Source organism: Bradyrhizobium sp. USDA 4541, from assembly GCF_024171085.1.
Taxonomy (GTDB): domain Bacteria; phylum Pseudomonadota; class Alphaproteobacteria; order Rhizobiales; family Xanthobacteraceae; genus Bradyrhizobium; species Bradyrhizobium australafricanum.
The window spans coordinates 5,717,274-5,744,214 of record NZ_JALJZF010000001.1; the positions used below are offsets into that span (position 1 = coordinate 5,717,274).

Here is a 26,941-nt window from a genome sequence, read left to right on the forward strand (position 1 = left end):
ACAAAATCAAAATCAGGGAGGCTGAAGTGACCAAGGGCGTTAACGCGGGGGGCCGGCTCGACAGATTGCCGATCTCAAGGTTTCACTACCGGATCTTCGCGCTGATCGGAGCCGGGCTGTTCGTCGACGGCTTCGAGATCTTCCTCGCCGGCAGCATTCTCGGCGCACTGGTTCAGTCCGGCTATTCGGACCTCGCGCAGAATGCGCGCTTCATCTCGGCGACCTTTGTAGGGATGCTGATCGGTGCCTGGCTGGCGGGCGTCGCCGGCGACCGCTTCGGCCGCAAGTTCGCCTATCAGGCCAACCTCCTGATCTTCGGCCTCAGCGCGCTGGCGGCAACGCTCGCGCCGTCGATGAGCTGGCTGATCGGGGCCCGCTTCGTGATGGGCCTCGGGCTCGGCGCCGAGATCGTCGTCGGCTATGTCGTGCTCAGCGAATTCATCCCGCCGCAGCAGCGCGGCCGCTGGGGCGCGGCGCTCGCGACCTGCACCAATGGTGCGCTGTTCGTCGCGACGCTGGTCGGCTGGGTCGTCATTCCGCACCTCGGCTGGCGCTGGATGTTTGCGCTGTGCGGCATTGGCGCGATGATCGTCTGGTTCCTGCGGCGCTCGCTGCCGGAATCGCCACGTTGGCTCGAGACGCAGGGCAAGAGCGCCGAGGCGGAGGCGGTGCTGGCGGCGATCGAGCAGGAGGTCGGCAAGGGCAGGACCCTGCCGACCCCGGCCTATCAGCCGGCGCCGGTACAGCCGGACGTTCGCTTTACGCGCCTGTTCTCGCGCGCACTGATCGCGCGGACCATCGTCGGCTGCCTGATCCTGATCGGGCTCAACACCGCGGTCTACGGCTTCATCGCCTGGATCCCGACCTTCTTCGTCAAGCAGGGCATCAACCTGTCGTCATCGCTCGGCTACACCATGCTGATGACGCTCGGCAGCCCGCTCGGCACGCTGTCGGGCATGTGGATCGGCGAGAAGATCGACCGCAAGCCGTCGCTGATCGTGCTGTCGCTCGCCGCGGCCGGGCTCGGGCTGATCTATCCGATGTTCATCAACCCGGTCGCCTTCGTCGTGATCGGCTTCCTGCTCGTGTTCACGGTGGCGGTGATGCTGGCGCTGGCCTGGGGGCTTTACATCCCCGAACTGTTCCCGACCGAGCTCAGGATGCGCGGATCCGGCATCTGCAACACCGCCGGTCGCCTGATGTCGATCGTGACGCCGTTCATCGTGGTCGAGCTGTTCACCAGGTTCGGCGTCACCGGCGTCGTCTCTGTGGTGGCCGGGCTCCTGGTGGTGCAGGCGATCGCGGTTGCGGTGCTCGGCATCGAGACCCGCAAGCGTCCGCTGGAGGCATTGCGGCCGGAGGCGATGGACAGCGAAGCGTCATCGGCGCAGGCGCGCGGCAAGCTGCAACCGAGCACCGGCGGGATTGCCGGAGGCGGGGAGTAGGCGTCGGGCCAAAGGCCCCGGTCGAAAACGGCCGCGTTACAGCGCCCGCACTGTGCTCAGATGCGGGCGCTCGACGCTGACCTCAGGTCGATTTCATTCCGCTGCTGAAATCAGCGCGGTTTGGCTCACCCGCGTCTCGCCCTTGAGATTGTCGACGGTGACGTGTGTGTCGTACCAGGTCAGCCGCGGCCGGACTCCGAACCGTCCGGTGAGCTCGACGATCTTGGCCTCGGTAAACCATGCCTCGGCCGCCTCTCGGCTCTCCCAGAGATAGACGCCGCCGGTACCGGCCTCTCCATTGAGATAGTCTTTGCGGATCAGCCCCTTTGTTGCGAGCTTTCGGTAAATGGGGGCGGTGCCCATGCCACCCCTGATGGCCTGTTCTTCAGTTCGTTTCGGAAGGTCGAATTGAACGACGACGATACACTGTGCCATCCCTGTTCTCCGATCTGAGCCACATGGTGCCAGATTCGCTCGGCGGCACGCCGATCAACTCCGACACTACAGGATTTATCCGACGCTTGTCCCGAATTGACGGGTTCCGTTTCGCGATTTCGATGCGAATTGATGTGATCGCCATGGGCTCGACGACATCAGGCCGTTGGGTAGGCCAGAAGGTGGGCGGGGCGCTGCTGTTGACCTCATGTCGCGTTTTAACGAGACTGTTGCTGGACGCCCCGCGATGGCGGGGCTAGGGCCCTCAACATTCTCTCGGATCCTCCAGAAACCTCTCGTGAGTGGCAGGCAGAACAATTTCCTCGCTCAGGCGCTGCAACAAGGCGCCTTGGCGTTGCGGGCGCAGCAGTTTGCTCAGGCCGAGCAGATTGCGACGAACCTCCTGAAATCAAACCGCACGGACAGACACGCCGCGCTTCTTCTGGCGCATGCCCTGATGGGGCAGAACCGGGGCGGCGAGGCGATCGCAACGCTCGAGCGGGTTGCGCGTCGCACCGACGATGGAGAGGTCGAGACTTTGCTCGGCGCGCTGATGTGCGGCGCGGGCCGCGTCGCCGGCGGCATCGCACAGCTTCGGCGCACGGCGGCACGCCGCCCGCCATATTTTCCGTCCTTTCAGGAACTCGCCGGGCAGCTTGCCAAGGCCGGTCAACACGACGAAGCGATCAGCACGATCGAGGCCGGTCTCGCGCTGGCCCCTGAGAGCGTCGACCTGAAGCTCGCTCTCGGGCGCCTGTTGCAGGAGACCAATGACGTCGCGCGGGCTGCAAGCGTCCTGACGGCGGCACGTGATGCTGCGCCGGGACGCCCCGACATTCTCAACCAGCTCGGGCGGGTCCTGATCCTCCGTGGCGACTACGCCGCAGCCGCGGATGCGTTCCGCGGCGTGCTCGCGCAATACCCGGATGATCGCTCAACCCGCGCCCACCTCGCCACCTGCCTTTTCGAGCAGGGGGAGCGCGATGCTGCCGAGGCAGCGCTGCGCTCGGTGATGCGCGGTCAGCCCCAGCTGTTTGGACGCGCGGCATTCGTCATGGCCTCGGGATCTCATGGCCGCTTCTTCTTCTCCCAGAGCGCCGCTGCGAAGTTCCTCGGCGGGGACTGAGATTGCCCGCGGCGGACGGCATTCCGCCATGCCTTACGCCCTGAAGTTTCTCCGGTAGAGGTTCGGCTGCCGTCTGAGCTCGGTGCGGAGTTCGCCGACCCGCTTGGCGTCTTCCGCGGTGAACGGCGATGCCTGCGCGGTCCAGTCGTCTCGCTTGACGGGAATACATTGCGCGATCGGAGTCCCCTTGGGGAGGACGCCTCTGAAATTCCTGTCGTGCCAGTACGCCGGAAAGTGCACCCAATTGTCGGCATAGAGGTCGGAATTGACCAGGCCGCTGAGTGTGGTGAATGGCAGATCGAAGCGGTTGACGGGATGGGTGAAGTAGATCGCGTAGCCTTCCGGGGCTTCGACGGTCCACAAATTGTGGAATTTGAGAAAGAAGCGGCCCTCTTCAAACAGCGGAGTGCCGGTGACCTGACCCGGGTCGTGGAAGCCGATCGGTGAGCGTGGGAATTCCGGCGTGCCTCCCGGCGGCAGGTCCTGGTCCCAGGTGATTTCGCCGTCCTCGACCTTGAGATCGCAAACCAGCGGCAGCAAGAACCCGCAGGTCATCGCATCCACGAACGGCGGGCAGCGCTTGATGGTGTCCTCGTCGTGCAGGTTGATCGAGGAGAAGGCCGTTGCCGGCATCGCCCTGAGCCAGTCGGGAACGCCCTGCGCCGCCGGTATGGGGGCCGGTATCAGTCCGTCAAGCTCCGTCGGGCAACGGAATTTGAGCGTCAGCTTGCTATTGGTCGACATTGGGCGCTCCGATTTCGGATCGACCTACATGAATGCGTCGCAAAGGTGAAGCGTGCGCTCACCGGCCAGGATCGCCGCTAGCTGACGAGATACTTCGCGACCGCCGGCTCGTTCCATTCGATGCCGAGCCCGGGACCCTTGGCGGTCACCGCGCCGTCGACGATTTCGGCGGGCCTTGTGAGGATCGCGCCGGCGAAGTCGAGGAACTCGAGCCAGTGCGCGGTCGGCGTCACCGCGAGCAGATGCGCGCTGACTTCCGCGAACAAATGGCTCGACATCGGGATCGAGGCGGCGTCGGCTTGTCCCGCGACTTGCATCCAGCCGGTGACGCCGCCGACCTTCATCACGTCGGGCATGATGAAGTCGGATGCGCCGGCCGCGATCGCTTCGGCAAAGCCGCGCGGAAACCACCAGTTCTCGCCGGCCTGGATCGGCGTCGGCGAGGTCTCGCGGACTTTTGCGTGGCCGGACAGGCTCTCCTGCGGCACCGGCTCCTCGATCCAGTGCAAATCGTAGGGCGCAAGGCGGGCGATGCGGCGGGTCGCCTCCGCCGGATCGAGCGACTGGTTGAAGTCGATCATCAACGCGATGTCGGGGCCGAGCAGGGCGCGCACGCCCTTCACGACGCGCTCGTCATTGGCGGCATCACCGTCGCCGCCTTTGATTTTTATACCGCGAAAACCCTGGTCGAGCGAGCAGCGCAGCGCGCGCTCATCGGCGACGGGATCGACCACGCCGTAGCTGTCATAGGCCTTGATCGGCTTCGCCGAGCCGCCAAGCAGTTCGACCAGCGGCCGGCCGGCGAGCTGGCCGAGCACATCCCAATAGGCCATGTCGAGTCCGGATACCGCCATGCCGACCAGGCCCTGCCAGCCGAGCAGCCGAAACTTGGCGTCCATTGCCTTGATCAGGTCGAACGGCGCGACCGGCTTGCCGATGAGCTCGCGGCCGATCTCCTCGATCAGATAGGCAAGAGGTTTAAGCGTGAGCTCGCTGTAGGCGAAGATGTAGGTGCGGCCGGTAACGCCTTGGTCAGTCTCGACATCGATCAGAACCAGCGGGCCGGAATCGATCACGCCGAAGGCGTTCTTCACAGGGCGCTTGAGCGGCACCACGACGCTTCGCGCCTTGACTGCGCGGATCGCTGCAACTGTCTGGCTCATGGACGTTTCCTCTTCTTGTTATTGGACACTGTACCATCGGACGAGCCGCGGCGCGGCCCAGTCGGTCGCGACCTGCTCGATCAGATAGCGGCCCGGATATTCGGCGAGGAAGGCGATGCGCTGGGTCTGGCCTGGCTCGATCGCGAGCGTGTCGAGCCAGAACGGCTTCCAGCCGTCGTCGAGCCGGTCGAGCAGACGGAAGTGATGGCCGTGCAGATGAAAGACGCTGGCGATCGGGCCGCGGTTGGTCAGCGCCAGCACCACCGGCCGGCCGGCTTTGGCCTGAAAGGCCGGCGCGGCCGATGGCTTGAAGTCCGCCGTGCGGAACCATTCGGTCGGCGTGCCGAGGGTTAGCTCGAACCTTGCGGCGCTCTTGAGATCGAGCTGGGCGGGCATGTCGTTGCCGGGCAGCGGCGGAGCCGGCGGGAACGGCGCCGGCCGGAGCGGCGGGTCGTTCGAGATGGCCAGCTTGCCGACCGGGCGGGCCTGCGTGCCGTCGTGCAGCAGGATCGGAAAGCTGGTTCCGGCCGGTCCGGCCGCGTCGACGAACACATCGGTGCGGCCGCCGGGAGCCAGTACCAGCGCACCGTTGCGGGCCGGAAACGGTTCGGCCGGCTGGCCGTCGATGGCCATCACACGGACATCGAGGTTCTCCAGCTTGATCGCCAGCACGCTGCGTTGGCTGCCATTGATGAAGCGGAGTCTGAGGCGGGCATTGGCCGGTGCCGAGATGTCGTATGAGGTTTTGCCGTTAATCGTATGAATTTGCGTCGAATCTTTTGGATCATTGCCGGCCGGGATTGCGCTTCCGTCCGGTCGCAGGCGCCACTCCTCGATCAGCAAGACCTCGTCGCGATCGACCGCAACCGGCGAGGTGCCGGTCACGATCAGCGGCCGCGGCCGTGCCGGCGCCGTGCTGCCATCGCCGATCAGCGGCTCGCACAGGAAGGTGCCGGCATGCCGAAGCGGCAGCTGGAAGCTATCCTTTGCCCCGGCGGCAAGCCGCGCCCGGGAGGCCAGTGGCTCCGCCGCCGCGACGCCGTCGAGCCCGCGGCAATCCAGCGCGGCCGCGACCGGCAGTTCATTGCCAAAGGTCACGTCGAGGACCTCGCCGCGCTTGAAGCGGAGGTCGCCGCTGCCGAGCGACCAGACCGGTATCTCCGGTCCGCCAGGACCCGGTCCGTCCGGACGAAGCGAGATGCGGTCAGGTTTGGCCTGGAGCGCGACCGCGATCCGGCCCTGCGCCGCGACGGTGGCCGGCAGAGCGGGGCAAAGCGCCGCGGCGCCGAGGGCGGCGATCAGATCGCGCCGGGTGAGGGAAAATTCGGGACTTGCGGGAGGACTTGCCATCCGGCCGATGCGGACCATTTTCAAGAGTACCTGTCCAGTCGCGATCGGTCGCAGGGCGGGCTCAACAGCGGCCATTTTTTTGCTGCGAACCGGTGGGCGCATGTTATAAGCCCGGCCGCCCGCGGCATCGCGGCCGGACTGGGATGCTTTTCGCGCGGGCGTGGCGGAACTGGTAGACGCGCTGGATTTAGGTTCCAGTGACGAAAGTTGTGGGGGTTCGAGTCCCTCCGCCCGCACCAAGCGCTTACAGCGTTTGCATGACGAATTCTTGGAGAACCTTTGGCCCCGATGGGGTGAGGGTTCGCCGAACCCACAGACGTTAGGCCGCAAGGCCCATCGTCGAACAGATTGAACACTGCCACGGCCGCTCGGGCCGCGGCAAAAGCGGAAGAAGATTGATACCATGCAGGTCACCGAGACCCTCAACGAGGGATTGAAGCACGAATTCAAGATCAGCGTCCCGGCATCCGATCTCGATGCCAAGGCGGACGCCAAGCTGGTCGACCTCAAGGACAAGGTCCGTCTCAACGGCTTCCGTCCCGGCAAGGTGCCGGTGGCGCATCTCAAGAAGATCTACGGCCGCTCGGTGATGGCCGAGACCATCGACCAGACCATCAGCGACACCAACCGGCAGATCTTCGAGGATCGCGGCTTCCGTCTCGCCGGCGAGCCGAAGATCACGATGCCGACCGAGAAGGACCAGATCGAGGAATTGCTGTCGGGCAAGACCGACCTGACCTACACCGTCGCGATCGAGGTCGTGCCGCCGATCCAGCTCGCCGATTTCAAGTCGTTCTCGGTCGAGAAGCCGGTGGTCGACGTCTCCGACGCCGATGTCGACGATGCCATCAAGCGGATCGCGGAAGGCAGCCGCCCGTACAATGCCAAGACCGAGGGCGGGGCGGAGAAGGGCGACCGCGTCACCATCAGCTTCAAGGGCACCATCAACGGTGAAGCCTTCGAGGGCGGCACCGGCGAGGGCATCCAGGTCGTGATCGGCGCCGGCCAGTTCATCCCGGGCTTCGAGGAGCAGCTGATCGGCATCGGCACCAATGAGACTCGCACGCTGAAGGTCTCGTTCCCGAAGAACTATCTGAACGAGAAGCTCGCCGGCCAGCCGGCCGAGTTCGAGACCACCGCGACGCTGATCGAGGCGCCCGGTGAGACCACGATCGACGACGAGTTCGCCAAGACGCTTGGTCTGGAGTCGCTCGACAAGCTGAAGGAAGCCGCCCGCGAGCGTCTGACGGCCGAGTTCGCCGGCGCCACCCGCCAGAAGGTCAAGCGCGCGCTGCTCGACCGGCTCGACGAGAGCCACAAATTCGAGGCGCCGCCGTCGCTTGTCACCGAAGAGTTCAATCTGATGTGGAACTCGATCAAGGCCGAGATGGACTCGTCCGGCAAGACCTTCGCCGACGAGAACACCACCGAGGAAGCGGCAAAGGAGGAGTACCACAAGATCGCCGACCGCCGCGTCCGCCTCGGCCTCGTGCTGTCGGAGATCGGCGAGAAGAACAAGATTACCGTGACCGACGACGAGGTGTCGCGCGCCGTGATCGAGCGCGCGCGCCAGATGCCCGGCCGCGAGAAGGAAGTCTGGGACTACTACCGCAGCAACGCCCAGGCGTTGGCCCAGCTCCGCGCCCCGATTTACGAGGACAAGGTTGTCGACTTCGTCCTGGAGCTCGCCAACGTGACCGAGAAGAAGGTCACCAAAGAGGAGCTGTTCAAGGATGAAGACGCCGAGAAAACTGCCGCTTAATTTCGGCACCTCGCGTTAATGATGAACCGCGAAAGCGCGCCTCGCGACGGGTCCCGTCGCTAGGCGCGAAGACGCGAATCAGCTTGAAGGTCTGCGACCTGCCCAGGTGGCTAGTGCGGCGAGTTGACGGCCTTGTCGGCCGGAAATTGGCCCATATCTGGGTTAAGCCTTGAGGCAGTAGTCTTGAGCCAAGTAGTCTTGAGCAAAGTTCTGCATCACCCCTAACCCTTGGGTTCTTTCATGCGCGATCCCGTTGAAACCTACATGAACCTCGTGCCGATGGTCGTCGAGCAGACCAATCGCGGCGAACGCGCCTACGACATTTTCTCGCGCCTGCTGAAAGAGCGCATCATCTTCGTCACCGGTCCGGTGGAAGACGGCATGTCGACGCTGATCGTCGCGCAGCTATTGTTCCTCGAGGCCGAGAATCCGAAGAAGGAAATCTCGATGTACATCAACTCGCCGGGTGGCGTGGTGACGTCGGGTCTTGCGATCTACGACACGATGCAGTTCATCCGTCCGCCGGTATCGACGCTGTGCACCGGGCAGGCGGCCTCGATGGGCTCGCTGCTGCTGGCTGCGGGCGAGAAGGACATGCGCTTCACGCTGCCGAATTCCCGCATCATGGTGCACCAACCCTCCGGCGGCTTCCAGGGTCAGGCCACCGACATCATGCTGCACGCGCAGGAGATCCTGAATCTCAAGAAGCGCCTCAACGAAATCTACGTGAAGCATACCGGTCAGACCTACAAGGCGATCGAGGACGCGCTGGAGCGCGACAAGTTCCTCACCGCCGAGGACGCCAAGGCGTTCGGCCTCGTCGACAAGGTCATCGACAAGCGTCCGGACGATCCGGCCGCCGCGAAGGCGGCCTGATCTGGGCAGGCATCTCGAGGCGTCGGTGTGATCTCCACATTGACGCCTCACATAACCGGCAAAAGCAGGGTGCTGGACCCGCGGGCGGGTGCATGCGCACAGCGGAAAGTTCCGGTTTCGTGCTCATATACCGACGTGGTAATCCCGCAACGTTCCGTGGATTTCGACGCGTATTCCACGTGCGATCGTTGAAAATCACGGTATTGTCACGGTCTTGGGCCGGCCATCCGATTAGCGAATTCTTGATAGTCGGGTGCCAGCATGGTTGGCTGTGATGCATCGGCTATGATCGCGGAGATTCGAATAAACCGTGATCCACACGGTCAGTATTGCGTAAGGGTCTTTTTTGGTACGGAATTTGCTCTATCTACCCAACAGCCCGGTTGTGTGCCGGATTGGGTCGATCTGGCAAACAAGATCGAACGGCGGACGGAGATAATGAATGAGTAAGGTCGGCACGAGCGACGCCAAGAACACGCTATATTGCTCGTTCTGCGGCAAGAGCCAGCATGAAGTTCGCAAGCTGATTGCCGGACCGACTGTCTTCATTTGCGACGAGTGTGTCGAACTGTGCATGGACATCATTCGCGAGGAGAACAAGTCCTCGCTGGTGAAGTCGCGCGACGGCATCCCGACGCCGAAGGAAATCTGCAAGGTCCTGGACGACTACGTGATCGGCCAGAGCCATGCCAAGAAGGTGCTGTCGGTCGCCGTCCACAACCACTACAAGCGGCTCAACCATCAGACCAAGCACAACGACGTCGAACTGGCGAAGTCGAACATCCTGCTGATCGGTCCGACCGGTTCGGGCAAGACGCTGCTCGCGCAGACGCTGGCCCGCATCCTCGACGTGCCCTTCACCATGGCTGACGCGACGACGCTGACTGAAGCCGGCTATGTCGGCGAGGACGTCGAGAACATCATCCTGAAGCTGCTGCAGGCCGCCGACTACAACGTCGAGCGTGCGCAGCGCGGCATCGTCTATATCGACGAAATCGACAAGATCAGCCGCAAATCGGACAACCCCTCGATCACCCGCGATGTGTCGGGCGAGGGCGTCCAGCAGGCGCTGCTGAAGATCATGGAAGGCACTGTGGCCTCGGTCCCGCCGCAGGGCGGCCGCAAGCATCCGCAGCAGGAGTTCCTGCAGGTAGATACCACCAATATCCTGTTCATCTGCGGCGGTGCGTTCTCGGGCCTCGAGAAGATCATCTCCGCGCGCGGCCGCTCGACCTCGATCGGCTTCGCGGCGCAGGTGCTCGCGCCGGAGGACCGCCGCACCGGCGAGATCTTCCGTCACGTCGAGCCGGAAGATCTGCTGAAGTACGGCCTGATCCCGGAATTCGTCGGCCGTCTGCCCGTCGTTGCGACGCTGGAGGACCTCGACGAGACCTCGCTGAAGAAGATCCTGACCGATCCGAAGAACGCGCTGGTGAAGCAGTACCAGCGGCTGTTCGAGATGGAGAACATCGAGCTGACCTTCGCCGACGAGGCGCTTGGCGCGGTCGCCCGCAAGGCGATCGAGCGCAAGACCGGCGCGCGCGGCCTGCGGTCGATCCTGGAGAGCATCCTGCTCGAAACCATGTTCGATCTCCCGGGCCTGGAAGGCGTCGAGGAAGTCGTGATCTCGCGCGAGGTCGTCGAGGGAACGGCGCGTCCACTCTACATCTACGCGGATCGTTCCGACCGTGCCGTCGAGAGCAGCGCGAGCGCCTAAACGGCGCTCGTCTCGACCCGCCAAAAATGCACGGCTGCCGGATGCTCCGGCGGCCGCCGTGGCGCAGCAGCGGCGCCCTTACGGCGTAGCAGCAAATGCTTGTTTAGCCTATATTTCCCGACACTTCTGAGACTTGACACCCCCCCGCCTGATAGCCACCTAATGCTATCGGTGAGGGATCTCATCCGTTGAGATTCGTCGCTTCACGATGCGGAATAAGCGGCTGCCGACGGCATTCTCATTCCGCATCACCAAGGCACCTTGTGGCGGTTGCGCAAGCAGGCGGACTGCGTGCAAGGGGGCACAACAAAAGGATTAGGCCATGACGACCTCAAAACCCCGGCCAACGATCGTCCACGGCGAAAGCCACTCCTATCCGGTGCTGCCGCTCCGCGACATCGTCGTCTTCCCGCACATGATCGTGCCGCTCTTCGTCGGCCGCGAGAAATCGATCCGCGCGCTCGAAGAGGTGATGAAGAACGACGCGCTGATCATGCTCGCGACGCAGAAGAACGCGTCCGATGACGATCCGGCACCCGATTCAATTTACGAGACCGGTACGCTCGCCAGCGTCCTGCAGCTCCTGAAACTGCCCGACGGCACCGTCAAGGTGCTGGTCGAGGGCCTCGAGCGCGCGCGCGTCGAGAAGTATTCCGACCGCAGCGAATATTATGAGGCGACCGCGGTCGCGCTCGCCGACACTGACGCCAACTCGGTCGAAGCCGAGGCGCTGGCGCGGTCGGTCGTGTCCGACTTCGAAAGCTATGTGAAGCTGAACAAGAAGATCTCCGCCGAAGTCGTCGGCGTGGTTCAGGCGATCACCGATTTCGCCAAGCTCGGCGATACCGTTGCCTCGCATCTCGCGGTCAAGATTGCCGATCGGCAAGCGATCCTGGAGACGTTGTCCGTCACGCAGCGCCTGGAGAAGGTGCTGGGCCTGATGGAGAGCGAGATCTCGGTGTTGCAGGTCGAGAAGCGCATCCGCTCGCGCGTCAAGCGCCAGATGGAGAAGACCCAGCGCGAGTATTACCTGAACGAGCAGATGAAGGCGATCCAGAAGGAGCTCGGCGACGACGAAGGTCGCGACGAGCTGGCCGATCTGGAGGAGAAGATCTCCAAGACCAAGCTGTCCAAGGAAGCGCGCGAGAAGGCCCAGCACGAGCTGAAGAAGCTGCGCCAGATGTCGCCGATGTCCGCGGAAGCGACCGTCGTGCGCAACTATCTGGATTGGCTGCTGTCGATCCCGTGGGGCAAGAAGTCCAAGGTCAAGAAGGACCTCGAGGCCGCGCAGGCGGTGCTGGACTCCGATCACTACGGACTCGAGAAGGTCAAGGACCGTATCGTCGAGTATCTCGCGGTGCAGTCGCGCGCCAACAAGCTGACCGGACCGATCCTGTGCCTGGTCGGGCCTCCCGGCGTCGGCAAGACCTCGCTCGGCAAGTCGATCGCGAAGGCCACGGGGCGCGAATTCGTGCGCGTGTCGCTCGGCGGCGTGCGTGACGAGGCCGAGATCCGCGGTCACCGCCGCACCTATATCGGCTCGATGCCCGGCAAGATCATCCAGTCGATGCGCAAGGCGAAGACCTCGAACCCGCTGTTCCTGCTGGACGAGATCGACAAGATGGGCGCCGATTTCCGCGGCGATCCGTCGTCGGCGCTGCTTGAGGTCTTGGACCCCGAGCAGAACTCGACCTTCAACGACCACTACCTGGAGGTCGACTACGACCTGTCCAACGTGATGTTCATCACGACCGCGAATACGCTGAATATTCCGGGCCCGCTGATGGACCGCATGGAGATCATCCGGATCGCCGGCTACACGGAGAACGAGAAGGTCGAGATCGCGCGCAAGCATCTGATCCCGAGCGCGCTCTCCAAGCACGGTCTGGACTCCAAGGAATGGTCGATCGACGACGCGGCCTTGCTCTTGATGATCCGCCGCTACACCCGCGAAGCGGGCGTGCGTAACCTGGAGCGTGAGCTCTCCACACTCGCCCGCAAGGCGGTGAAGGAGCTGATGATCTCCAAGAAGAAGTCGGTGAAGGTCACCGAGGCGAACATCGAAGAGTTCCTCGGCGTTCCGAAGTATCGCTTCGGCGAGATCGACGACGAGGATCAGGTCGGTATCGTCACCGGTCTGGCCTGGACCGATGTCGGCGGCGAGTTGCTCACCATTGAAGGCGTCATGATGCCCGGCAAGGGCAAGATGACCGTCACGGGCAATCTGCGCGATGTGATGAAGGAGTCGATCTCGGCGGCGGCGTCCTACGTCCGCTCGCGTGCGATCGTCTACGGCATCGAACCGCCGATGTTCGACCGCCGCGACATCCACGTTCACGTGCCGGAGGGCGCGACGCCGAAGGACGGTCCGTCTGCCGGCGTTGCGATGGCCACCGCGATCATCTCGGTCATGACCGGCATTCCGGTCCGCCACGATGTCGCGATGACCGGCGAGATCACGCTGCGTGGTCGCGTGCTGCCGATCGGCGGTCTGAAGGAGAAGCTCCTGGCCGCCGCCCGCGGCGGCATCAAGACGGTGCTGATCCCGGAGGACAACGCCAAGGATCTCACGGAGATTTCCGATGCGATCAAGGGCGGCATGGACATTATTCCGGTCTCGCGGCTGGATGAGGTCGTCGCCAAGGCGCTGGTCCGCGTGCCCGCGCCGATCGTCTGGGAAGAGGAGACCAGCAAGGTCGACGTCAAGCCCGATGCTTCCGATGAAGCGTCCGGCGGCCTGACGGCGCACTGAGCGAGCTCAGATCGACATAAGAAAACGGCGCCTTCGGGCGCCGTTTTTGTTTTCGCTGTTCGCGATCAGGTCGGGAAGGCTGCGGCTCTGTCCGCGGCGGCAAAGTGCGCCATCTGATCGGCATGCGCTTTTGCGAAAGCCGGCCGGGCCGTGGCGCGCGCAACGTAGTCGCGACACGCGGGATATTCCGCCAGTCCGTCGAAGCGGTCGACCAGGCGCAGCACATCCGCCATGAGAATGTCGGCGACGGAGAATGGCCCGGCCAGCCATTTGCGGCCCGCGAGCACCGGCTCCATGTGCCTGAGCCGGGATTGCAGGAAGCCGTCGAAGCGTGTCCATGCCGACGTGCCGCCGCTCTCGCCCGAGAATACCAGGAGCGACCAGGGCAGGCTCGCCATCTCGACCGAGTTGAGCGCTGCGAACAGCCATTTCAAAGCCTCGTTGCGTTGGTGCGGATCGGTCGGCAGCAGCGCGTCGCTGCGCTCGCCGAGATGCAGCAGGATCGCGCCGCTCTCGAAGATCGAGATGTCGCCGTCGGTCAGCCACGGCACCTGGCCGAACGGCTGGTGCGCGAAGTGCTCGGCGCTCCGATCGCGAAATGGCACGCTCACGACGCGATACGGCAAGCGCGCCACTTCCAGTGCCCAGCGCACCCGGAGGTCGCGCACAAATCCCCGCGGCATCTCCGGAACCCAATCGAAGGTGGTCAGGGTCAGGTCGGCCATTGGGGATCTCCATTTGCTGGCTTCACAGGCAAAAGGACGAACGAATGGCGCGCGTTCCGACACCCCGACGGGCTTTTTCGTCGTTGCGGTACGGAACGATCGAGTTGCCGACGTGGGTACGCCGGCGCCGGAACTAGTCTTTCCTCTCGACGACGAAATTGCCGATCGCGCCGAGTGCCATCAGCACGCTGGTGCCGAGGAACACTGCGGGCATGCCTATATGGCCGCCGATGAAGCCGCCGCCGAGCGGGCCGATAACCTGGCCGGCATATTGCGCCGAGATCGAATAGCCGAGCATGCTGCCGGTGACCGCATCGGGCACGTTGTGCCGGATCACGCTCGCGATGCAGGGCAGGAGGCCGCCGAGCGCGAGCCCCATCAGGAAGCGCAGCAGGATCAACTGCCAGCCGCTGACCACGAAGGCCTGCGGGATCAACAGCAGCGCGGAGACAGCAAGGCAGATGGTGATGATCCGCCAGTGGCCGACCCGATCGGCCAGCTTGCCGAGATGCGAGGACGACAGCAGGCTGCCGAACGCCGTCGCCGACATCACGAGGCCGGCGACGAACGTCACCTGCGGTGCTTCGACCAATTGCGCGACATAGACCGTGATGATCGGCTCGATCGACATGTTGGCGGCCATCAGCAGCAGGCCGGTTCCCCACATCGCGACGACGGGGCGCTTGTCCGGGACCAGCGACCAGCCGCCACGCGCCTTGCCGCCTTTCGCGGTCTTCGGGCGTGCTTCCTCGCGGATCAAAAAGGTCGTGCCGAGGAAGGTGAAGAAGATGACGCCGCCGATCAGGAAGAATGTCGCGCGGATGCCGATCAGGCCCGGCAGCACGCCGCCGATCAAGGGACCGACCAGGCTGCCGGCCATGATGCCGGCCGACAGCACGCCGATCGCCCAGCCGGACCGCGCTTTCGGCGTCTGCGCCGCGACCAGCACGGTCGAACCCGACGCGTAGCCGCCGAGCAGGCCGGTCAGCAGCCGCAGGCCGACCAGCTCATAGACGTTGTGCGCCATGCCGATCAGCGACATCGCGATCGCCATGCCGAGGCTGGCGCGGATCAGCATCAGCTTGCGGCCGTAGCGATCGGCGAGCCGTCCCCACAGCGGCGCCGTCAGCGCCGCGCTGAAGAAGGTTGCGCCATAGGCGACGCCCGACCATTGCACGATCGCGGCATGATCGGTCACTCCGAGCTGCTCGACATAGAGCGGCAGGAACGGCAGCAGCAGTGTCATCCCCACGATTGTCGTGAAGGAGCCGAACACGCAGACGATCAAATTGCGTTTCCAGGGGCCCGCGTCGAGCAGGGCTTCGCGATCGACTTCGATGTTCATGTCAGCGCAGCCCGATCACGGCGAAGCCGCGCGCTCGCAGGCCGCGGCGATCCTCGTTCAGCGAACGCAGCAGGCGATCACGGGTATCGGTGATGTGGTCGGCGGCCTCGCGCGCGGCGGCCTCCGGATCGTTGGCCTTGATGAAGCCGAGGATGCGCCGGTGCTCGCGCCAGGCCTGCTCACGCGAGGGCTCGGTCCACACTTCCAGCCAGCGCGCCCGCGACAGCCTCGTCATGGCGCCGGCGATCGCCTTGACGATGAAGGGATTGCCGGAGAGCCGCGCGATCTCGACATGGAAATCGGTGCCGACCCGATGCCATTCCTCGCGCGGTGCGCCGGACTGGCAGGCATCCAGCATCTCCTCGACGCCGGCGATATCGGCTGCGCTCGCCCGCGCGCAGGCGAGGCGCACCGCCGTCGTCTCCAGCGGAATCCGGAACTCGGCCAGCGCCTCCAGCTCACCGAGGTCGATCGGTGCGACGATCCAGTTGCGGCCGTCGCGGCGCACCAGCTCTTCGCCTTCGAGCCGGACCAGCGCGGCACGGATCGGCGTGCGCGACCCCTCGAACCGGCTCTCCAGCCAGCGCTCGGTCAGTCGCTCGCCGGGCCCCAGGTCGAGCGACAGGATCATCTCCCGGAGCTGGTCATGAATCTGAAGCATCTGCGACATGGCGCCGTCCTTTGGCCGCTCGTTGGCGGCGCGGAATCTACATCAGGCGGCTTTCGTATCCCGATTTGGTATCCCAAACAAGGCGCCTATGGGATACCACGTTGCTCCGCAAGGGAGGTGGGCCGAGAGCCAGGCCCTGGACGATGGAACCGCGCCCACGGCGGTTGCTTTGTTTGACGGAATTGGAGAGCGCTACATGCGTATCGACGGGCAATGCCATTGCGGGGCTATCACCTATCAGGCCGAGATCGACCCGGAACGGGTCTCGATCTGTCATTGCACGGACTGCCAGGCGCTGACCGGCTCGCCCTACCGCGTCACGGTGATCTGCGACGCCGAACAGGTGCGGCTGACCGGAGGTGCGCCGAAGGTCTACGGCAAGCGGGGCGATAACGGCCGAATCCGCTTCCAGCACTTTTGCGGCGATTGCGGTTCGCCGCTGTTTACGAGCGGCGAGGACGGCGGGCCCGACGACTGGGGCATCCGCTGGGGCAGCATTCGCCAGCGCGGCCAATTGACCCCGCGACGCCAGGTCTGGTGCCGCTCCGCTGCGCCATGGATCAATGATCTCAAGGAATTGCCAGCGCACCCCAAGGACTGGAGCTGACGGATTGAGGTGTTGCGGCCTTGCGCCTCGGGGGCAGGCGAGGCTAAAGAGGCGCGCAGGTAAGGGCGGCTAGCTCAGCTGGTTAGAGCATCTCGTTTACACCGAGAGGGTCGGGAGTTCGAATCTCTCGCCGCCTACCAGCCTTCGCACCTCACGGGCTACGGCTGGGCAAGCCAGCCTTTGAGCACGAATTCATCCGCTTGTTCGGTTCGCAGGGCGAAGGCTGTCGCACCGAAGCTCGAAGAGCGCAGGCGGACCGGCTGCCTGAATGTGCGGGCGTGCTTCCCCGTTTTGGATCCAGCCCTATGGCTGAAGCATCCTAATGGTCGCGATCGGCCGCTTCCCGATGTGGCCCGTGATCGAGATGCGCAACCCGTGAGATTCGTCCAGAAACACGCCCTCGACGGTCCCTGCGGTTCCATCGGTGAGAACCGCGGCTCGTCCGACCAGCTCGGCCTCCGCTTGCACATGCTCGCGCAGGATGACGGTGGCGCGGTGTTTCACGAGCTGCAAAGCGGCCTCTGGTTGATGAGCCCTACGGAGTAAGGCCATTGCACGGCTCTCGGTGAACGCGCGGAGAGGGCGCGATCCCGGCCGTGGGGTAGTTAGTCTCATGGGGTGGCCGGGACCGCGCTTGCTCCGCGCTGGCGTGCCGAATGTCATTCGATCCCCGATGGTGCGAAAGGTGCCGAAAGTCACGCGCTCAGATTTGATGCCGACGCTGCAGCGATGCTATTCTGTCCGCCTAACCGGGAACTTGATGCATGCGCAAACTCGCCGCGATTTTTCTTCTCACCATGATTGCCGGACCCGCATTCGCACAGTCGGATCACGTTCAGCGCTATCGCGAAGAGGTCGAGAAGTCGCCGGCCGATGCGGCCAACGAGGCGCGCCAGCAGCGCGCCTATCAGCGTGCGCTCAGTGGTGTGCCGGATCAGAAGCCGACCGATCCCTGGGGCATCGCGCGCAGCGACGGGCAGGGCGCGCCCAAGGCGAATGCCGCGAAGCCGAAACCGGCCAAGCCCACGAGCGCAGCCGCCAAATAGAGCTCCGAGCGCGGATCAGGTCGATGAAATACTACGTCTGCAAATTGACCGGACCGCGCCCGACCTTTCCTCAGGATATGACGCCGCAGGAAGCCGCCATCATGCAGGCGCACGTCGCCTATTGCGGCGAACTGCTGCAGGCTGGCAAGGCGCTGGTGTTCGGACCGGTCGCCGATCCCGCCGGGGTCTGGGGACTCGGCGTGCTGCAATTGCCTGACGATGCCGATCCGCAGGAGATCGTCGCCAACGATCCCGTCACCAAGGCCGATGCCGGATTCACTTATGAGCTGATGCCGATGCTGCGCGCCGCGACGCGCGAGACTTGCTAGGGCATGATCCGGAAAAGTGCGAAGCGGTATTCCGAAAAGGATCATGCCCAAGCATGAGACGACAGAAGCTTCCTAACGAGGTTTGGATCGCATGAACGCTGGCCATCCGCAGAACGCCGACCAGATTGCTTATTGGAACGGGCCGGGCGGTCAGCGCTGGGCCACACGGCAGGCCGCGCAGGATATCGTGCTGCAGCCGGTGCTCGACCTCCTGATCGATCGTGCCGCGCCGAAAGCCGGCGAACGCGTCGTCGATGTCGGCTGTGGCAGCGGCGCCTCGAGCTTCGCGCTGGCGGCCAAGGTCGCGCCCACAGGTCACGTGCTCGGCGTCGATGTCTCGGAGCCGATGCTGACGCGGGCGCGGCAGAGCGCGCCGCAGGGTTTGCCGGTCGAGTTCGCGCTGGCCGACGCGACCATCTATCCGTTTGTCAGCGAGAGCTTCGATCTGTTGGCCTCGCGCTTTGGCGTGATGTTCTTTGCCGATCCCGTGACGTCGTTCGCCAATCTGCGCAAGGCGATGAAGCCGACCGGCCGTCTCGCCTTCGTCTGCTGGCAGGAGCCGCGCGAAAATCCGTTCTTCATGACGCCGCTTGCTGCCGTCTACAAGCACGTGCCGAAACTGCCGCCGCTAGGGCCCGAGGATCCCGGCCCGTTCGCGTTCGCCTCCGAGGCCCGGGTGAAGCGGATCCTGGGCGAAGCCGGCTTCTCCGGCATTGCCATGGAGCCGTGCCGGGTTGAGCTTGATGTCGCGACCGGGCGCGGCATCGATGCCGCGATACAGGGCGCGCTCGAGATCGGGCCGGCCAGCCGCGCGCTGGAAGGGCACCCTGATGAGGTGCGCGCTGCGGCGATCGCCTCGATGCGCGAGGCGCTGGCGCCTTTCTTGAAGGGCGATGCGGTGCTGCTGCCCGGCGCGATCTGGATCGTGACCGCGCGGGCATAGAACTCTCGGGACCAAGCACTCCGTCATTGTGCGCGCGAGCAAGCAATCCATCGCGCCGCATATGTGCCAACATGGATTGCTTCGTCGCTTCAGTGCAAAATTGCTTCGCAATTTTGTCGCCGAGCTCCTCGCAATGACGGAAGAAAAAGGAGCTGCGACTCCTACGCCCGCTCTTCCCAGATCATCGCCAGGTGCACGATGGTCTGCACGGCTTTCTCCATGTCCTGCCGGCTGACCCATTCGAGCCGCGAATGGAACGCGTGCTCGCCGGCGAAGATGTTCGGGCAGGGCAGTCCCATGAAGGACAGCCGCGAGCCGTCAGTGCCGCCGCGGATCGAGGTCTTCACCGGCGTGAGACCGGCGCGCTCGATCGCCTCGATCGCATAGGCCACGATCTGCGGGTGGCGATCGATCACATCCTTCATGTTGCGGTACTGCTGCTTGACCTCCATGCGGTAGGTCGAGCGCGGATAGCCCTTCATGACGTCCTTCACGATGTCTTCCAGCAGCGATTCCTTCTGCTTCAGGCCGGCCTCGGTGAAATCGCGCACGATGAAGTCGATCCGCGCGTTCTCCAGCGCGCCGGAGATCGCGACCGGATGCAGGAAGCCTTCCTTGCCCTCGGTGGTCTCGGGCGAGCAGGAGTCCTTCGGCAGGCGATCGACGATCGCGGCGGCGATCTTGATCGCGTGCTCCATCTTGCCCTTGGCGAATCCCGGATGGGTCGCGACGCCTTCGATGATGATGCTGGCGCCGTCGGCCGAGAAGGTCTCGTCCTCGATATGGCCAGCGGTCTCGCCATCCATGGTGTAGCCGAAATCGGCGCCAAGCTTCTTGATGTCGACCTTGTCGACGCCGCGGCCGATCTCCTCGTCCGGCGTGAACAGGATCTTGACGGTGCCGTGCTTCACCTGCGGATTGGTGATCAGGAAATGCGCGGCATCCATGATCTCGGCAAGGCCCGCCTTGTTGTCGGCGCCGAGCAGGGTCGTGCCGTCGGTGGTGATGATGTCGTTGCCGATCTGGTCGGCCAGCGCTTCGTGCTCGGCGGCGCGGATCACCTGCGAGGCATCGGCGGGCAGCACGATATCGCCGCCGCGGTAGTTCTTCACGACCTGCGGCTTGACGTTCTTGCCGGTGCAGTCGGGAGAGGTGTCCATGTGCGAGCAGAAGCAGATCACCGGCACTGTCTTGTCGGTGTTGGCCGGGATCGTCGCGTAGACGTATCCGTGCGGGTCAAGATGCGCGTCGGATATCCCCATCGCCTGCAGCTCGGCGACCAGCAGGCGCCCGAGATTCTTCTGCTTCTCGGTGGAAGGCGTGGTGGGTGAATCCGGATCGGACTGGGTGTCGATCACGACATAGCGCAGGAAGCGCTCGGTGACGGTGTGCTTGAAGTCGAGAGCCGGTGCCAGCATGAAAACCGCGCAAAAAACTGGAGAAAGGAACAATGCGCTTTGGCGAAGTTGGTTCGCGCGAGCAAACCGCGTCAAGGCGAGTTTCGAAGGACAATCCTATAACAGAAAAGCGCCACCCGGGGCCGCGTCACGAGCCGGAATGGCGCTTTGCCTTAACGGAGAGAGTAGGCGCTAGACGGCTTCCTTCAGCTCCTTGGCGGCGCGGAAGGCGACCTTCTTGCTGGCCTTGATGTGGATCTGTTCGCCGGTCGCCGGGTTGCGGCCCATGCGGGCGGCGCGCTTGCGGACCTGGAGGATGCCGAGGCCGACGATCCTGATGCGCTCGCCCTTCTTGAGGTGCTTGGTGATCCTGGTGACCATGTCGGTCAGAATCGCCTCGGCCTGCTTCTTGGACAGCTCCTGCTCCTCGGCGATGGCCGCCGCCAAATGCTTCAGCGTGATCGTCGCCGGTGTCGCTGCTTTCTTCGCCATGTCTGGCCCTCCTCGTTGCTGAATGGCTGGATTGCTGCTTTTCACGCGAATGGCGCGCCGTTCGCGTCGGGAAAATGCGTCCGGAAAAGTCCTGAAAACCGCCGGTTCCGGGAACGGGCAGCGCCGGGCCGGCCACAGGAAACCCAGACGTATCAGGCCTTATTTGATTCGGGGCTTCGCTGACTACGCCGTTTCCCCTGAAAACAGGCGACAACCCGCGTACGCGCCGCGAAAATGCCGATGCTGTGCAGGGATCCGCAACGTCCTTGACTAACCGGATGCGGGCCTTTATGCCCTCGGTCCTGCGCGGATCAATCCGACGATCGGCATCCGCGGGAGTAGCTCAGTTGGTTAGAGCGCCGCCCTGTCACGGCGGAGGCCGCGGGTTCGAGTCCCGTCTCTCGCGCCATTTATTTCAATGACTTAGCAGCGTGTTTGGCCCGAAACCATTGGTCCCTCTGGACCGGTGCCATAACGAGTTGCCTACCCTCCTGTTCACTGCACCTGGCGAACTGCCGCGACAGCTCAGGACGCCGCGAGGCCGACAACGCTGACGGGTTGAGCGGCCTGCTCGAGCCTGACCGATAATGCCACGCGCTGTTCGGGCGTCAGCCACCACAGCAGGAACAGCAGTGCTATCCCGTTCGACAGCAGGCCTGTCGTGAGCGGCACGTTCATGATCGCCTGAACTGCGATGCCGGACGAAACCGCGATGAAGCGCGGCGACAGGTGCTTTGAGACCATCGATCCCACCGACAGGATCAGGCCGCAGACGAAAGCCGACACCGGAGCGAGCGCAAGACCGACCGATGCGATGCCCTCGGTGGCGAGGAAGGACGCGTTGAAATTGCCGTCCTGATAAATCGCTCCGAGGGTCGGGCCGAGCTCGCCGTACGGGCAGGCGGCCATGTATCGCAGGACGGTGATCTGGCAGAACCGGGTGAGCTCGCGGTGCGCAAAGAAGTCGGCGTATTGATCGAGCGCGAGTGACGGGATCGCGACGAATCGCAGATTGATGGTGCTGAACACGACGTAGGTCTTGTCGACGGCGAGAATGACGAAAGCCGAAAGGCCGACGATCATCGGGATCAGAAATGCGAGCACCGTGGCCAGCCGCGGGTCGAACCGGCCGTACAGCCAGAACAGAAACGGCAGCCAGATCGGCAGCAACAGGACGGTCTTGTTGTTGACGACGGGATAGAAGCAAAGCGCAAGCAGCAGCACCCCGGCTGCCGGCATCCATCGGCTGCGCGATGCGAAATGCGCGAACAAATAGGGCAGGACCGCGCCGGTCATGATTCCGGTGAGATAGTTCAACAGCGCCGGGCGCACGACGGCGGTGCGGGCTGCGCCATAGGGATTGCCAAGATTGGCCCCGTAGGAGATGTCGGCCACCAGCACGGCGAAGCACGACGCCAGCAGCAGAATCGCGATGCGCTTGACGGCCGCCTCGGACAAATCGGGCCGCCAAACCGGGATATTCTGTAACATCAGAGGGATCATCGCGGCGGCCAGCGCGGCGATCATGGCCCAGCGGGCGATGGCGTGCGGATAGTCGAAGGCGCTGAAGAAGCTGAGCCAGACGAAGCCGAACACGGCTGACAGCAGCGAGAAGCCGACCAGATAACCGAAGCTGAATCGTGCCGCGACGAACGCCGGGACGAACGCGACCATGATGGTGATGCCGAGGACGGCCTGCGCGGTGATGCCGGATCGCCAGACATGCATCGCCGGGAATGCGTGCCCACAGGCGATCATCGAGGCGACGCTGAGGACGAAGAACCCGGGGATCGTGACCCCGACAACCAGGTCACCGCGCGTCAATGTCATCGGTCCGTCCGCATCCGAAAGCTGCCAGGCAGCTAGCCGGTCGGCCCTGGACGAAGCAAGTTAAGCAATATCCCGGTCTGTGTTGTTATGTTTCTGCCTGGCCATTCGTCTCCGCGATGCCCTACGAATTCACACAACGGCAACGCCCTGCCTTGATCAGGCAAAGAATGCGGCGACCGCGTTGAGGTCGGATTGTCCCGGTGCATCGCCGCGCAAATTGGCGTCGATGATGCGGCGGCAGGCGTCAACCGTGTGGGTGTCGCCCAATTCGTTGGCGGCCTCGAGGATCGACCAGACCGTGTCCAAGGGAACGTCGCTCTGCGTGGTCGCCTTCGGGTCTGACAGCATTGGCGGGGCCGCGGTTAGAATTCGAACAGGTCGCGGCCGCGCCGCGCCAAATTGTGCAGGTCCGCCACCGTGCCGCGCACCGCGTTGCAGCGGCGGCATTCGATGATGGTGTCGCCGGATGCATGCGCCGGATCGGCGACCTTGATCGCCAGGCTGCCGCAATCCGTGCAGATGATCTTGAAGCCGGTTGAAATTACTTGCTGCTGCAAATTCATTGTGGCCTGCGCCTTTGTTGACGCCGACCTTAACCGAACAACTTTTAAGACTGGGGTCGCGGAGCGGATTGCAATCGAACAACCGCGTTAGGGCGCGGTTAAGATTTCGCTGCGGCCGCGCGGCCCTGCAAATGCAGCGTCGGCCTGCCGAGCCCGGCCGCGGCGGCGCGCACGGCATCGCGGGCATTGACGGTGATGATGCCGGCGGCGTGGGCCCAGACCGCGAGGTCGGAGGCGCTGTCGCCGGCGTAGATGAAGCCCCCGGGAAATGTCCTTTGCAACAGGTCGGCCTTGTTGGCGCCCTTGAGATTATGTTCGCCGTCGGAGGCAAGCACCTGGTCGATCCAAGGCAGACGCGACGCCAGCTTCTGAGCGAGCAGCGCGTCGGCCGCGGTTGCCAGCACGATGCGGCGGCCGGCCGCGTTCTCGCGCTCGGCCAATGCGACGACGTCCTGGTGCAGTTCGATCCGGCTCCAGTCGATGCGCTGGCGCTGTGCGAGCCGGCGCTTCAGCGCCGCGCGGCCGCGCGTCAGCCAGGCGGCGCATGACACGACGATCAGCGGATTGCGGCGCAGGATCGAGACGAAGCTCAGATAGAGCAGGTCGCCCGTGATCAGCGTGCCGTCGAGGTCGAGCACCAGCGGCAGCGATGCCGGGAGGCCGAGCAAAGGGGGCGACCCGTCGGTGCGGGAAGCATGCTGCGGCTTCGCAATGTTGTCGCCGGCGAGGCGAGGTTCAGTCATTCGAGGCGCTCAGCCGGGTTGCGACCTTGCACACGTCGATCGCGCGCACTCCGGTCTCGGTGGTCCACAATCGCCGTAGCCGAACCTGCTCGCAAAGGCCACACCGTCCTGGTCCGAGCTTGAGACGATCAGGACCAACAAGAAAGGCCGCCCAGGGGCGGCCGTTGTGTCTGCCGAGGCTTGAAAGCGTCTTAGCGGACCGTGGAGGTGCCCGACGAGGTGATCGCCACCGGCTTGCCAGCCTTGATGACCTGCGTGGACTGGGCAGTCTGGGTGAAATCCGCGTTGTTCCGGGCCGAAATGCCAAGCGCCGCGATCCCGATCCCCGCAACAAGGGCAACCACCACAATCTTGAGATGGGTCGCGCGGTCAGCTGAATGGATCGAGTGGTTCATGGTCGCCTCCGGGCGTCTGTGCGCCGTCTATGGCAGGTACTGGTAAGGCCCATCTGTTTCCGGATCGTTTCGTGAGTTCCGGGAAATGGTTTCGTGCCAGGGGCGGATTGGTTTCACCGTGCCTTGCGTCACACTGCCGGCCGGCTAAAACTGCCCCAGGCGCGGAAATGCGCTTGGGAGAAAAACAATAATGAAAACAATGAGACTAACCCGGCGCCGGGTCCTTGGAACCGGCTCCGCGGCACTCGCCGCCACGATGTTTGGTAAGCGCGCCGTTGCGGCGGCCGAGTTCGACTTCAAGCTCGGCGTCAACACTCCGGAAACCCATCCGCTAACAATCCGCCTGACTGAGGCCGCCAAGGCGGTCGGCGCGCAGTCGTCCGGCCGGGTCAACATCACGGTGTTCGCCAACAGCCAGCTCGGAGGCGATCCGGAGATGCTGTCGCAGGTCCGCGCCGGCGGGATCGAGCTGCTGGCCGCGCCCAGCATGACGCTGTCGACGCTGGTGCCGCTATCGGGGCTGCCCAGCATCGGTTTCGCCTTTCAGTCCTACGACCAGGTCTGGGCGGCGATGGACGGCGGCGTCGGCGACCTCGTGCGCGAGGCGATCACGAAGACCGGCGTCGTGCCGCTGAAGAAGGTCTGGGACAACGGCTTCCGTCAGATCACCTCGTCATCGAGCCGGCAGCTCAACAGCGTCGACGATCTCAAGGGTTTCAAGATCCGCGTGCCGGTGACGGCATTGCTGACGTCGCTGTTCTCAGGGCTTGGCGCGCTGCCGTCGAGCATCTCCTACAGCGAACTCTATTCGGCGCTGCAGACCCACATTGTCGAGGGGCAGGAGAATCCGCTGGCGCAGGTCTCGACCGGCAAGCTCTACGAGGTGCAGAAATTCTGCGCGCTCTCGAACCATTGCTGGAGCGGTTACTGGATTCTCGGCAACCGCCGCGCGATGGCCGGCGTGCCGCCCGATCTGCTCGAGCTTATCAATGCCGCGTTCGACGCCGCGGCGGTGAAGGAGCGCACCGATCTGGTCGAGATGGATCGCTCGCTGCAGGCCGAGCTGACCGAGAAGGGCATGACCTTCAACAAGCCCGATCCGGTGCAGTTCAGGGCCGCGTTGGTGAAGGCCGGCTTCTACACGCAGTGGCAGAAGACCTACGGCGCGGACGCCTGGGCGGCGTTGGAGAAATATACGGGAAAGCTGACGTGAGCGCAGCCTGACATCACGCGCCGGCTCGGCTGAGACGGGTGCTAGCTCGCGCGCGCGATGTCGGCGCGGATCGCGCGTGCCGCCAACACGAACAGCAGGGCACCGAGCGTCGTCGTGAGCGCGGCCGACAGCAGCGAGTAGCGAACCGCATCGACGCCGTAGGTGCCTTTCAGCGCGTCATTGATCATGCCGACGGCGAGGGGGCCGACGCCCTGGCCGAAGCAGGTCGCGGTCAGCAGCACGATCGCCGAGGCCAGCGCGCGCATGCTGGGTTTTGCCACCGTCTGCGCAATCGCGAAGATCGGGCCGAGGTGAAAGCCGACCATGAACGAGGTCAGCGCCAGCGTCGCGACCATCAGCGTGAAGCTTTGCGTCAGCATGCACAGCGCGAACACCGGGCCGGCGAGACCGGACATGATCGCGGGCGCCCACAGCTTCCAGCGGTCGTCGCGACGGCCGATCTGCGCCACCACGAGGCCACCGATCAGCGTGCCCGCCATGCCGGCGAGACCCTTGAAGGTGCCGGCATAGGTGCCGATCTCGGCGCTGGTGAGGTGATGGATCCGCGCCAGGAACGGCGGGATCCACACCGCGGTGGCGTAGTTGGTGTAGGTCGTCAGACAAGAGCCGATTAGCACGAAGACGAAGCTCGGCTGCGATACCAGGAAACGCAGCGTCGGCCCCAGCGGCTCGGCCTTGAAGGTCTCGGCCATCGCGCCGCGCTTCGGCTCGGCGATCGTCAGCCACAAGACGGCGGCGAGCGCGATGCCGGGCAGGCCGGCGGTGAAGAACGCCATCCGCCAGCCATAGTGCTGGTTGACATAGCCGCCGATGAAATATCCGAGGAAGACGCCGAGATAGGTGCCGATCGCGTAGATGCCGAGCGCGCGCGGTCGTTCGTTCTTGTCGAAGAGATCGGCGATCATCGATTGCGAGGCCGGCGTGCCCGCCGACTCCCCGATGCCGACGCCGACCCGGGCCAATGCCAGCGTCGTGACGCTGGAGGCGAGGCCGCAGAGATAGGTCATCGCGCTCCAGAACGCGAAGGCGACCGCGACGATGTTGCGGCGGTTGAGGCGATCGGCCATCCGCGCGATCGGAATGCCGAGCAGCGAATAGAACAGCACGAAACCGAACCCGGCGAGCAGGCCCATCGTGGTGTCGCTGAGCGTGAACTCCTTCTTGATCGGTTCGATCAGCACGTTGAAGATGGTGCGGTCGAGGAAGTTGAGGGCGTAGATGATCGTGAGCAAGGCGAGGACGTAGTAGCGGC

At 64.3% G+C, this 26,941-nt stretch carries 27 protein-coding genes and 3 tRNA genes; 14 read left to right on the forward strand and 16 right to left on the reverse strand.

Annotation, left to right across the window (positions count from 1 at the left end):
- Positions 1 to 26: 26 nt before the first annotated feature.
- Positions 27 to 1,445: an MFS transporter gene (locus tag J2R80_RS27150; protein WP_253639746.1), complete on the forward strand. Its 1,419-nt coding sequence runs from the start codon at positions 27 to 29 to the stop codon at positions 1,443 to 1,445.
- A 93-nt stretch (positions 1,446 to 1,538) separates the two neighbouring features.
- Here the strand turns inward: J2R80_RS27150 and J2R80_RS27155 are convergent, their stop codons facing one another.
- Entirely contained in the window at positions 1,539 to 1,880 is a 342-nt protein-coding gene (locus J2R80_RS27155) for a hypothetical protein (RefSeq protein ID WP_063790074.1), read from the reverse strand.
- Between the two features lie 349 nt (positions 1,881 to 2,229).
- Here J2R80_RS27155 and J2R80_RS27160 point away from each other — a divergent pair, with 349 nt between their 5' ends.
- Positions 2,230 to 3,006 carry a tetratricopeptide repeat protein gene (locus tag J2R80_RS27160; protein ID WP_076825409.1) on the forward strand — a complete coding sequence of 259 codons (777 nt, stop codon included), beginning with the start codon at positions 2,230 to 2,232 and terminating at the stop codon, positions 3,004 to 3,006.
- A 33-nt stretch (positions 3,007 to 3,039) separates the two neighbouring features.
- Here J2R80_RS27160 and J2R80_RS27165 read toward each other — a convergent pair whose 3' ends face one another.
- The 3 genes from J2R80_RS27165 to J2R80_RS27175 form a co-directional block, all read right to left on the reverse strand.
- On the reverse strand, positions 3,040 to 3,750 hold the full coding sequence (locus J2R80_RS27165; protein ID WP_057016449.1) for a hypothetical protein: 711 nt from the start codon (positions 3,748 to 3,750) through the stop codon (positions 3,040 to 3,042).
- A 77-nt stretch (positions 3,751 to 3,827) separates the two neighbouring features.
- Positions 3,828 to 4,913 carry an enolase C-terminal domain-like protein gene (locus tag J2R80_RS27170; protein WP_076825330.1) on the reverse strand — a complete coding sequence of 362 codons (1,086 nt, stop codon included), beginning with the start codon at positions 4,911 to 4,913 and terminating at the stop codon, positions 3,828 to 3,830.
- A gap of 18 nt (positions 4,914 to 4,931) precedes the next feature.
- Positions 4,932 to 6,281, reverse strand: a complete 1,350-nt coding sequence (locus tag J2R80_RS27175) for a multicopper oxidase domain-containing protein (protein WP_076825331.1) — start codon at positions 6,279 to 6,281, stop codon at positions 4,932 to 4,934.
- Positions 6,282 to 6,417: 136 nt separating this feature from the next.
- Here J2R80_RS27175 and J2R80_RS27180 point away from each other — a divergent pair.
- The 5 genes from J2R80_RS27180 (at position 6,418) to lon (ending at position 13,370) form a co-directional block, all read left to right on the forward strand.
- A tRNA-Leu gene (locus tag J2R80_RS27180) sits at positions 6,418 to 6,502 on the forward strand.
- A gap of 164 nt (positions 6,503 to 6,666) precedes the next feature.
- Positions 6,667 to 8,025 carry a trigger factor gene (gene tig, locus J2R80_RS27185; protein WP_076825332.1) on the forward strand — a complete coding sequence of 453 codons (1,359 nt, stop codon included), beginning with the start codon at positions 6,667 to 6,669 and terminating at the stop codon, positions 8,023 to 8,025.
- A 240-nt stretch (positions 8,026 to 8,265) separates the two neighbouring features.
- Positions 8,266 to 8,901, forward strand: a complete 636-nt coding sequence (locus tag J2R80_RS27190; protein WP_016847729.1) for an ATP-dependent Clp protease proteolytic subunit — start codon at positions 8,266 to 8,268, stop codon at positions 8,899 to 8,901.
- Positions 8,902 to 9,343: 442 nt separating this feature from the next.
- Positions 9,344 to 10,618, forward strand: coding sequence for an ATP-dependent Clp protease ATP-binding subunit ClpX (clpX, locus tag J2R80_RS27195; RefSeq protein ID WP_018271869.1), 1,275 nt, complete (start codon positions 9,344 to 9,346; stop codon positions 10,616 to 10,618).
- Between the two features lie 322 nt (positions 10,619 to 10,940).
- Positions 10,941 to 13,370, forward strand: a complete 2,430-nt coding sequence (gene lon, locus J2R80_RS27200; protein ID WP_028333951.1) for an endopeptidase La — start codon at positions 10,941 to 10,943, stop codon at positions 13,368 to 13,370.
- A 65-nt stretch (positions 13,371 to 13,435) separates the two neighbouring features.
- On the opposite strand, the gene J2R80_RS27205 is transcribed toward lon, so the two are convergent.
- The 3 genes from J2R80_RS27205 to J2R80_RS27215 all read right to left on the reverse strand — a co-directional run bounded on the left by J2R80_RS27205 (position 13,436) and on the right by J2R80_RS27215 (position 16,110).
- Positions 13,436 to 14,095 (reverse strand): glutathione S-transferase family protein, encoded by a 660-nt coding sequence (locus J2R80_RS27205; protein WP_076825333.1) that lies wholly within the window; start codon positions 14,093 to 14,095, stop codon positions 13,436 to 13,438.
- A gap of 133 nt (positions 14,096 to 14,228) precedes the next feature.
- Complete coding sequence (locus tag J2R80_RS27210; RefSeq protein WP_076825334.1) at positions 14,229 to 15,440, reverse strand: MFS transporter; 1,212 nt, start codon at positions 15,438 to 15,440, stop codon at positions 14,229 to 14,231.
- A 1-nt stretch (position 15,441) separates the two neighbouring features.
- The gene (locus tag J2R80_RS27215) at positions 15,442 to 16,110 is read right to left on the reverse strand and encodes a GntR family transcriptional regulator (RefSeq protein WP_028340149.1); all 669 of its coding nucleotides are present in this window, start codon (positions 16,108 to 16,110) and stop codon (positions 15,442 to 15,444) included.
- A gap of 196 nt (positions 16,111 to 16,306) precedes the next feature.
- Between J2R80_RS27215 and J2R80_RS27220 the strand changes: the two genes are divergently transcribed.
- A complete protein-coding gene (locus tag J2R80_RS27220) occupies positions 16,307 to 16,717 on the forward strand; it encodes a GFA family protein (protein ID WP_076825336.1) in 411 nt (136 codons plus the stop codon).
- 63 nt (positions 16,718 to 16,780) lie between these two features.
- Positions 16,781 to 16,857 (forward strand) — tRNA-Val (locus tag J2R80_RS27225).
- Between the two features lie 163 nt (positions 16,858 to 17,020).
- Here the strand turns inward: J2R80_RS27225 and J2R80_RS27230 are convergent.
- Positions 17,021 to 17,230 carry a photosystem reaction center subunit H gene (locus tag J2R80_RS27230; RefSeq protein WP_076825411.1) on the reverse strand — a complete coding sequence of 70 codons (210 nt, stop codon included), beginning with the start codon at positions 17,228 to 17,230 and terminating at the stop codon, positions 17,021 to 17,023.
- 251 nt (positions 17,231 to 17,481) lie between these two features.
- On the opposite strand from J2R80_RS27230, the gene J2R80_RS27235 reads away from it, so the two are divergent.
- From J2R80_RS27235 to J2R80_RS27245, 3 genes are all read left to right on the forward strand, one after another.
- Positions 17,482 to 17,763 (forward strand): hypothetical protein, encoded by a 282-nt coding sequence (locus tag J2R80_RS27235; protein ID WP_038385060.1) that lies wholly within the window; start codon positions 17,482 to 17,484, stop codon positions 17,761 to 17,763.
- A gap of 23 nt (positions 17,764 to 17,786) precedes the next feature.
- On the forward strand, positions 17,787 to 18,092 hold the full coding sequence (locus tag J2R80_RS27240; RefSeq protein WP_076825338.1) for a YciI family protein: 306 nt from the start codon (positions 17,787 to 17,789) through the stop codon (positions 18,090 to 18,092).
- A 91-nt stretch (positions 18,093 to 18,183) separates the two neighbouring features.
- Positions 18,184 to 19,035: a class I SAM-dependent methyltransferase gene (locus J2R80_RS27245; protein WP_141341001.1), complete on the forward strand. Its 852-nt coding sequence runs from the start codon at positions 18,184 to 18,186 to the stop codon at positions 19,033 to 19,035.
- Between the two features lie 161 nt (positions 19,036 to 19,196).
- On the opposite strand, the gene pepT is transcribed toward J2R80_RS27245, so the two are convergent.
- Together pepT and J2R80_RS27255 are read right to left on the reverse strand one after the other, a co-directional pair.
- The gene (gene pepT / locus J2R80_RS27250; RefSeq protein WP_253639747.1) at positions 19,197 to 20,453 is read right to left on the reverse strand and encodes a peptidase T; all 1,257 of its coding nucleotides are present in this window, start codon (positions 20,451 to 20,453) and stop codon (positions 19,197 to 19,199) included.
- Positions 20,454 to 20,624: 171 nt separating this feature from the next.
- Positions 20,625 to 20,948, reverse strand: a complete 324-nt coding sequence (locus J2R80_RS27255; protein WP_259171327.1) for an HU family DNA-binding protein — start codon at positions 20,946 to 20,948, stop codon at positions 20,625 to 20,627.
- Positions 20,949 to 21,256: 308 nt separating this feature from the next.
- Here J2R80_RS27255 and J2R80_RS27260 point away from each other — a divergent pair.
- Positions 21,257 to 21,333 (forward strand) — tRNA-Asp (locus tag J2R80_RS27260).
- A gap of 116 nt (positions 21,334 to 21,449) precedes the next feature.
- On the opposite strand, the gene J2R80_RS27265 is transcribed toward J2R80_RS27260, so the two are convergent.
- From J2R80_RS27265 to J2R80_RS27285, 5 genes are all read right to left on the reverse strand, one after another.
- Positions 21,450 to 22,754 (reverse strand): hypothetical protein, encoded by a 1,305-nt coding sequence (locus J2R80_RS27265; RefSeq protein ID WP_229191151.1) that lies wholly within the window; start codon positions 22,752 to 22,754, stop codon positions 21,450 to 21,452.
- Between the two features lie 156 nt (positions 22,755 to 22,910).
- Positions 22,911 to 23,102: a hypothetical protein gene (locus tag J2R80_RS27270; protein ID WP_076825345.1), complete on the reverse strand. Its 192-nt coding sequence runs from the start codon at positions 23,100 to 23,102 to the stop codon at positions 22,911 to 22,913.
- Positions 23,103 to 23,116: 14 nt separating this feature from the next.
- Positions 23,117 to 23,317, reverse strand: coding sequence for a hypothetical protein (locus tag J2R80_RS27275; RefSeq protein WP_028333962.1), 201 nt, complete (start codon positions 23,315 to 23,317; stop codon positions 23,117 to 23,119).
- 98 nt (positions 23,318 to 23,415) lie between these two features.
- The gene (locus J2R80_RS27280; RefSeq protein WP_076825346.1) at positions 23,416 to 24,060 is read right to left on the reverse strand and encodes a haloacid dehalogenase-like hydrolase; all 645 of its coding nucleotides are present in this window, start codon (positions 24,058 to 24,060) and stop codon (positions 23,416 to 23,418) included.
- Positions 24,061 to 24,251: 191 nt separating this feature from the next.
- On the reverse strand, positions 24,252 to 24,455 hold the full coding sequence (locus tag J2R80_RS27285) for a hypothetical protein (RefSeq protein ID WP_253639748.1): 204 nt from the start codon (positions 24,453 to 24,455) through the stop codon (positions 24,252 to 24,254).
- Between the two features lie 199 nt (positions 24,456 to 24,654).
- Here J2R80_RS27285 and J2R80_RS27290 point away from each other — a divergent pair, with 199 nt between their 5' ends.
- Positions 24,655 to 25,668: a TRAP transporter substrate-binding protein gene (locus tag J2R80_RS27290; protein WP_253641037.1), complete on the forward strand. Its 1,014-nt coding sequence runs from the start codon at positions 24,655 to 24,657 to the stop codon at positions 25,666 to 25,668.
- Between the two features lie 41 nt (positions 25,669 to 25,709).
- On the opposite strand, the gene J2R80_RS27295 is transcribed toward J2R80_RS27290, so the two are convergent.
- Positions 25,710 to 26,921, reverse strand: a complete 1,212-nt coding sequence (locus tag J2R80_RS27295) for an MFS transporter (RefSeq protein WP_253639749.1) — start codon at positions 26,919 to 26,921, stop codon at positions 25,710 to 25,712.
- Positions 26,922 to 26,941 lie beyond the last annotated feature (20 nt).

Coding starts and splice junctions, on each gene's coding strand:
- J2R80_RS27155 (WP_063790074.1), bottom strand. CDS start 1,880: ATGGCACAGTGTATCGTCGTCGTTCAATTCGACCTTCCGAAACGAACT.
- J2R80_RS27165 (WP_057016449.1), bottom strand. CDS start 3,750: ATGTCGACCAATAGCAAGCTGACGCTCAAATTCCGTTGCCCGACGGAG.
- J2R80_RS27170 (WP_076825330.1), bottom strand. CDS start 4,913: ATGAGCCAGACAGTTGCAGCGATCCGCGCAGTCAAGGCGCGAAGCGTC.
- J2R80_RS27175 (WP_076825331.1), bottom strand. CDS start 6,281: ATGGTCCGCATCGGCCGGATGGCAAGTCCTCCCGCAAGTCCCGAATTT.
- tig (WP_076825332.1), top strand. CDS start 6,667: ATGCAGGTCACCGAGACCCTCAACGAGGGATTGAAGCACGAATTCAAG.
- J2R80_RS27190 (WP_016847729.1), top strand. CDS start 8,266: ATGCGCGATCCCGTTGAAACCTACATGAACCTCGTGCCGATGGTCGTC.
- clpX (WP_018271869.1), top strand. CDS start 9,344: ATGAGTAAGGTCGGCACGAGCGACGCCAAGAACACGCTATATTGCTCG.
- lon (WP_028333951.1), top strand. CDS start 10,941: ATGACGACCTCAAAACCCCGGCCAACGATCGTCCACGGCGAAAGCCAC.
- J2R80_RS27205 (WP_076825333.1), bottom strand. CDS start 14,095: ATGGCCGACCTGACCCTGACCACCTTCGATTGGGTTCCGGAGATGCCG.
- J2R80_RS27210 (WP_076825334.1), bottom strand. CDS start 15,440: ATGAACATCGAAGTCGATCGCGAAGCCCTGCTCGACGCGGGCCCCTGG.
- J2R80_RS27215 (WP_028340149.1), bottom strand. CDS start 16,110: ATGTCGCAGATGCTTCAGATTCATGACCAGCTCCGGGAGATGATCCTG.
- J2R80_RS27220 (WP_076825336.1), top strand. CDS start 16,307: ATGCGTATCGACGGGCAATGCCATTGCGGGGCTATCACCTATCAGGCC.
- J2R80_RS27235 (WP_038385060.1), top strand. CDS start 17,482: ATGCGCAAACTCGCCGCGATTTTTCTTCTCACCATGATTGCCGGACCC.
- J2R80_RS27240 (WP_076825338.1), top strand. CDS start 17,787: ATGAAATACTACGTCTGCAAATTGACCGGACCGCGCCCGACCTTTCCT.
- J2R80_RS27245 (WP_141341001.1), top strand. CDS start 18,184: ATGAACGCTGGCCATCCGCAGAACGCCGACCAGATTGCTTATTGGAAC.
- pepT (WP_253639747.1), bottom strand. CDS start 20,453: ATGCTGGCACCGGCTCTCGACTTCAAGCACACCGTCACCGAGCGCTTC.
- J2R80_RS27265 (WP_229191151.1), bottom strand. CDS start 22,754: ATGACATTGACGCGCGGTGACCTGGTTGTCGGGGTCACGATCCCCGGG.
- J2R80_RS27270 (WP_076825345.1), bottom strand. CDS start 23,102: ATGCTGTCAGACCCGAAGGCGACCACGCAGAGCGACGTTCCCTTGGAC.
- J2R80_RS27275 (WP_028333962.1), bottom strand. CDS start 23,317: ATGAATTTGCAGCAGCAAGTAATTTCAACCGGCTTCAAGATCATCTGC.
- J2R80_RS27280 (WP_076825346.1), bottom strand. CDS start 24,060: ATGACTGAACCTCGCCTCGCCGGCGACAACATTGCGAAGCCGCAGCAT.
- J2R80_RS27285 (WP_253639748.1), bottom strand. CDS start 24,455: ATGAACCACTCGATCCATTCAGCTGACCGCGCGACCCATCTCAAGATT.
- J2R80_RS27290 (WP_253641037.1), top strand. CDS start 24,655: ATGAGACTAACCCGGCGCCGGGTCCTTGGAACCGGCTCCGCGGCACTC.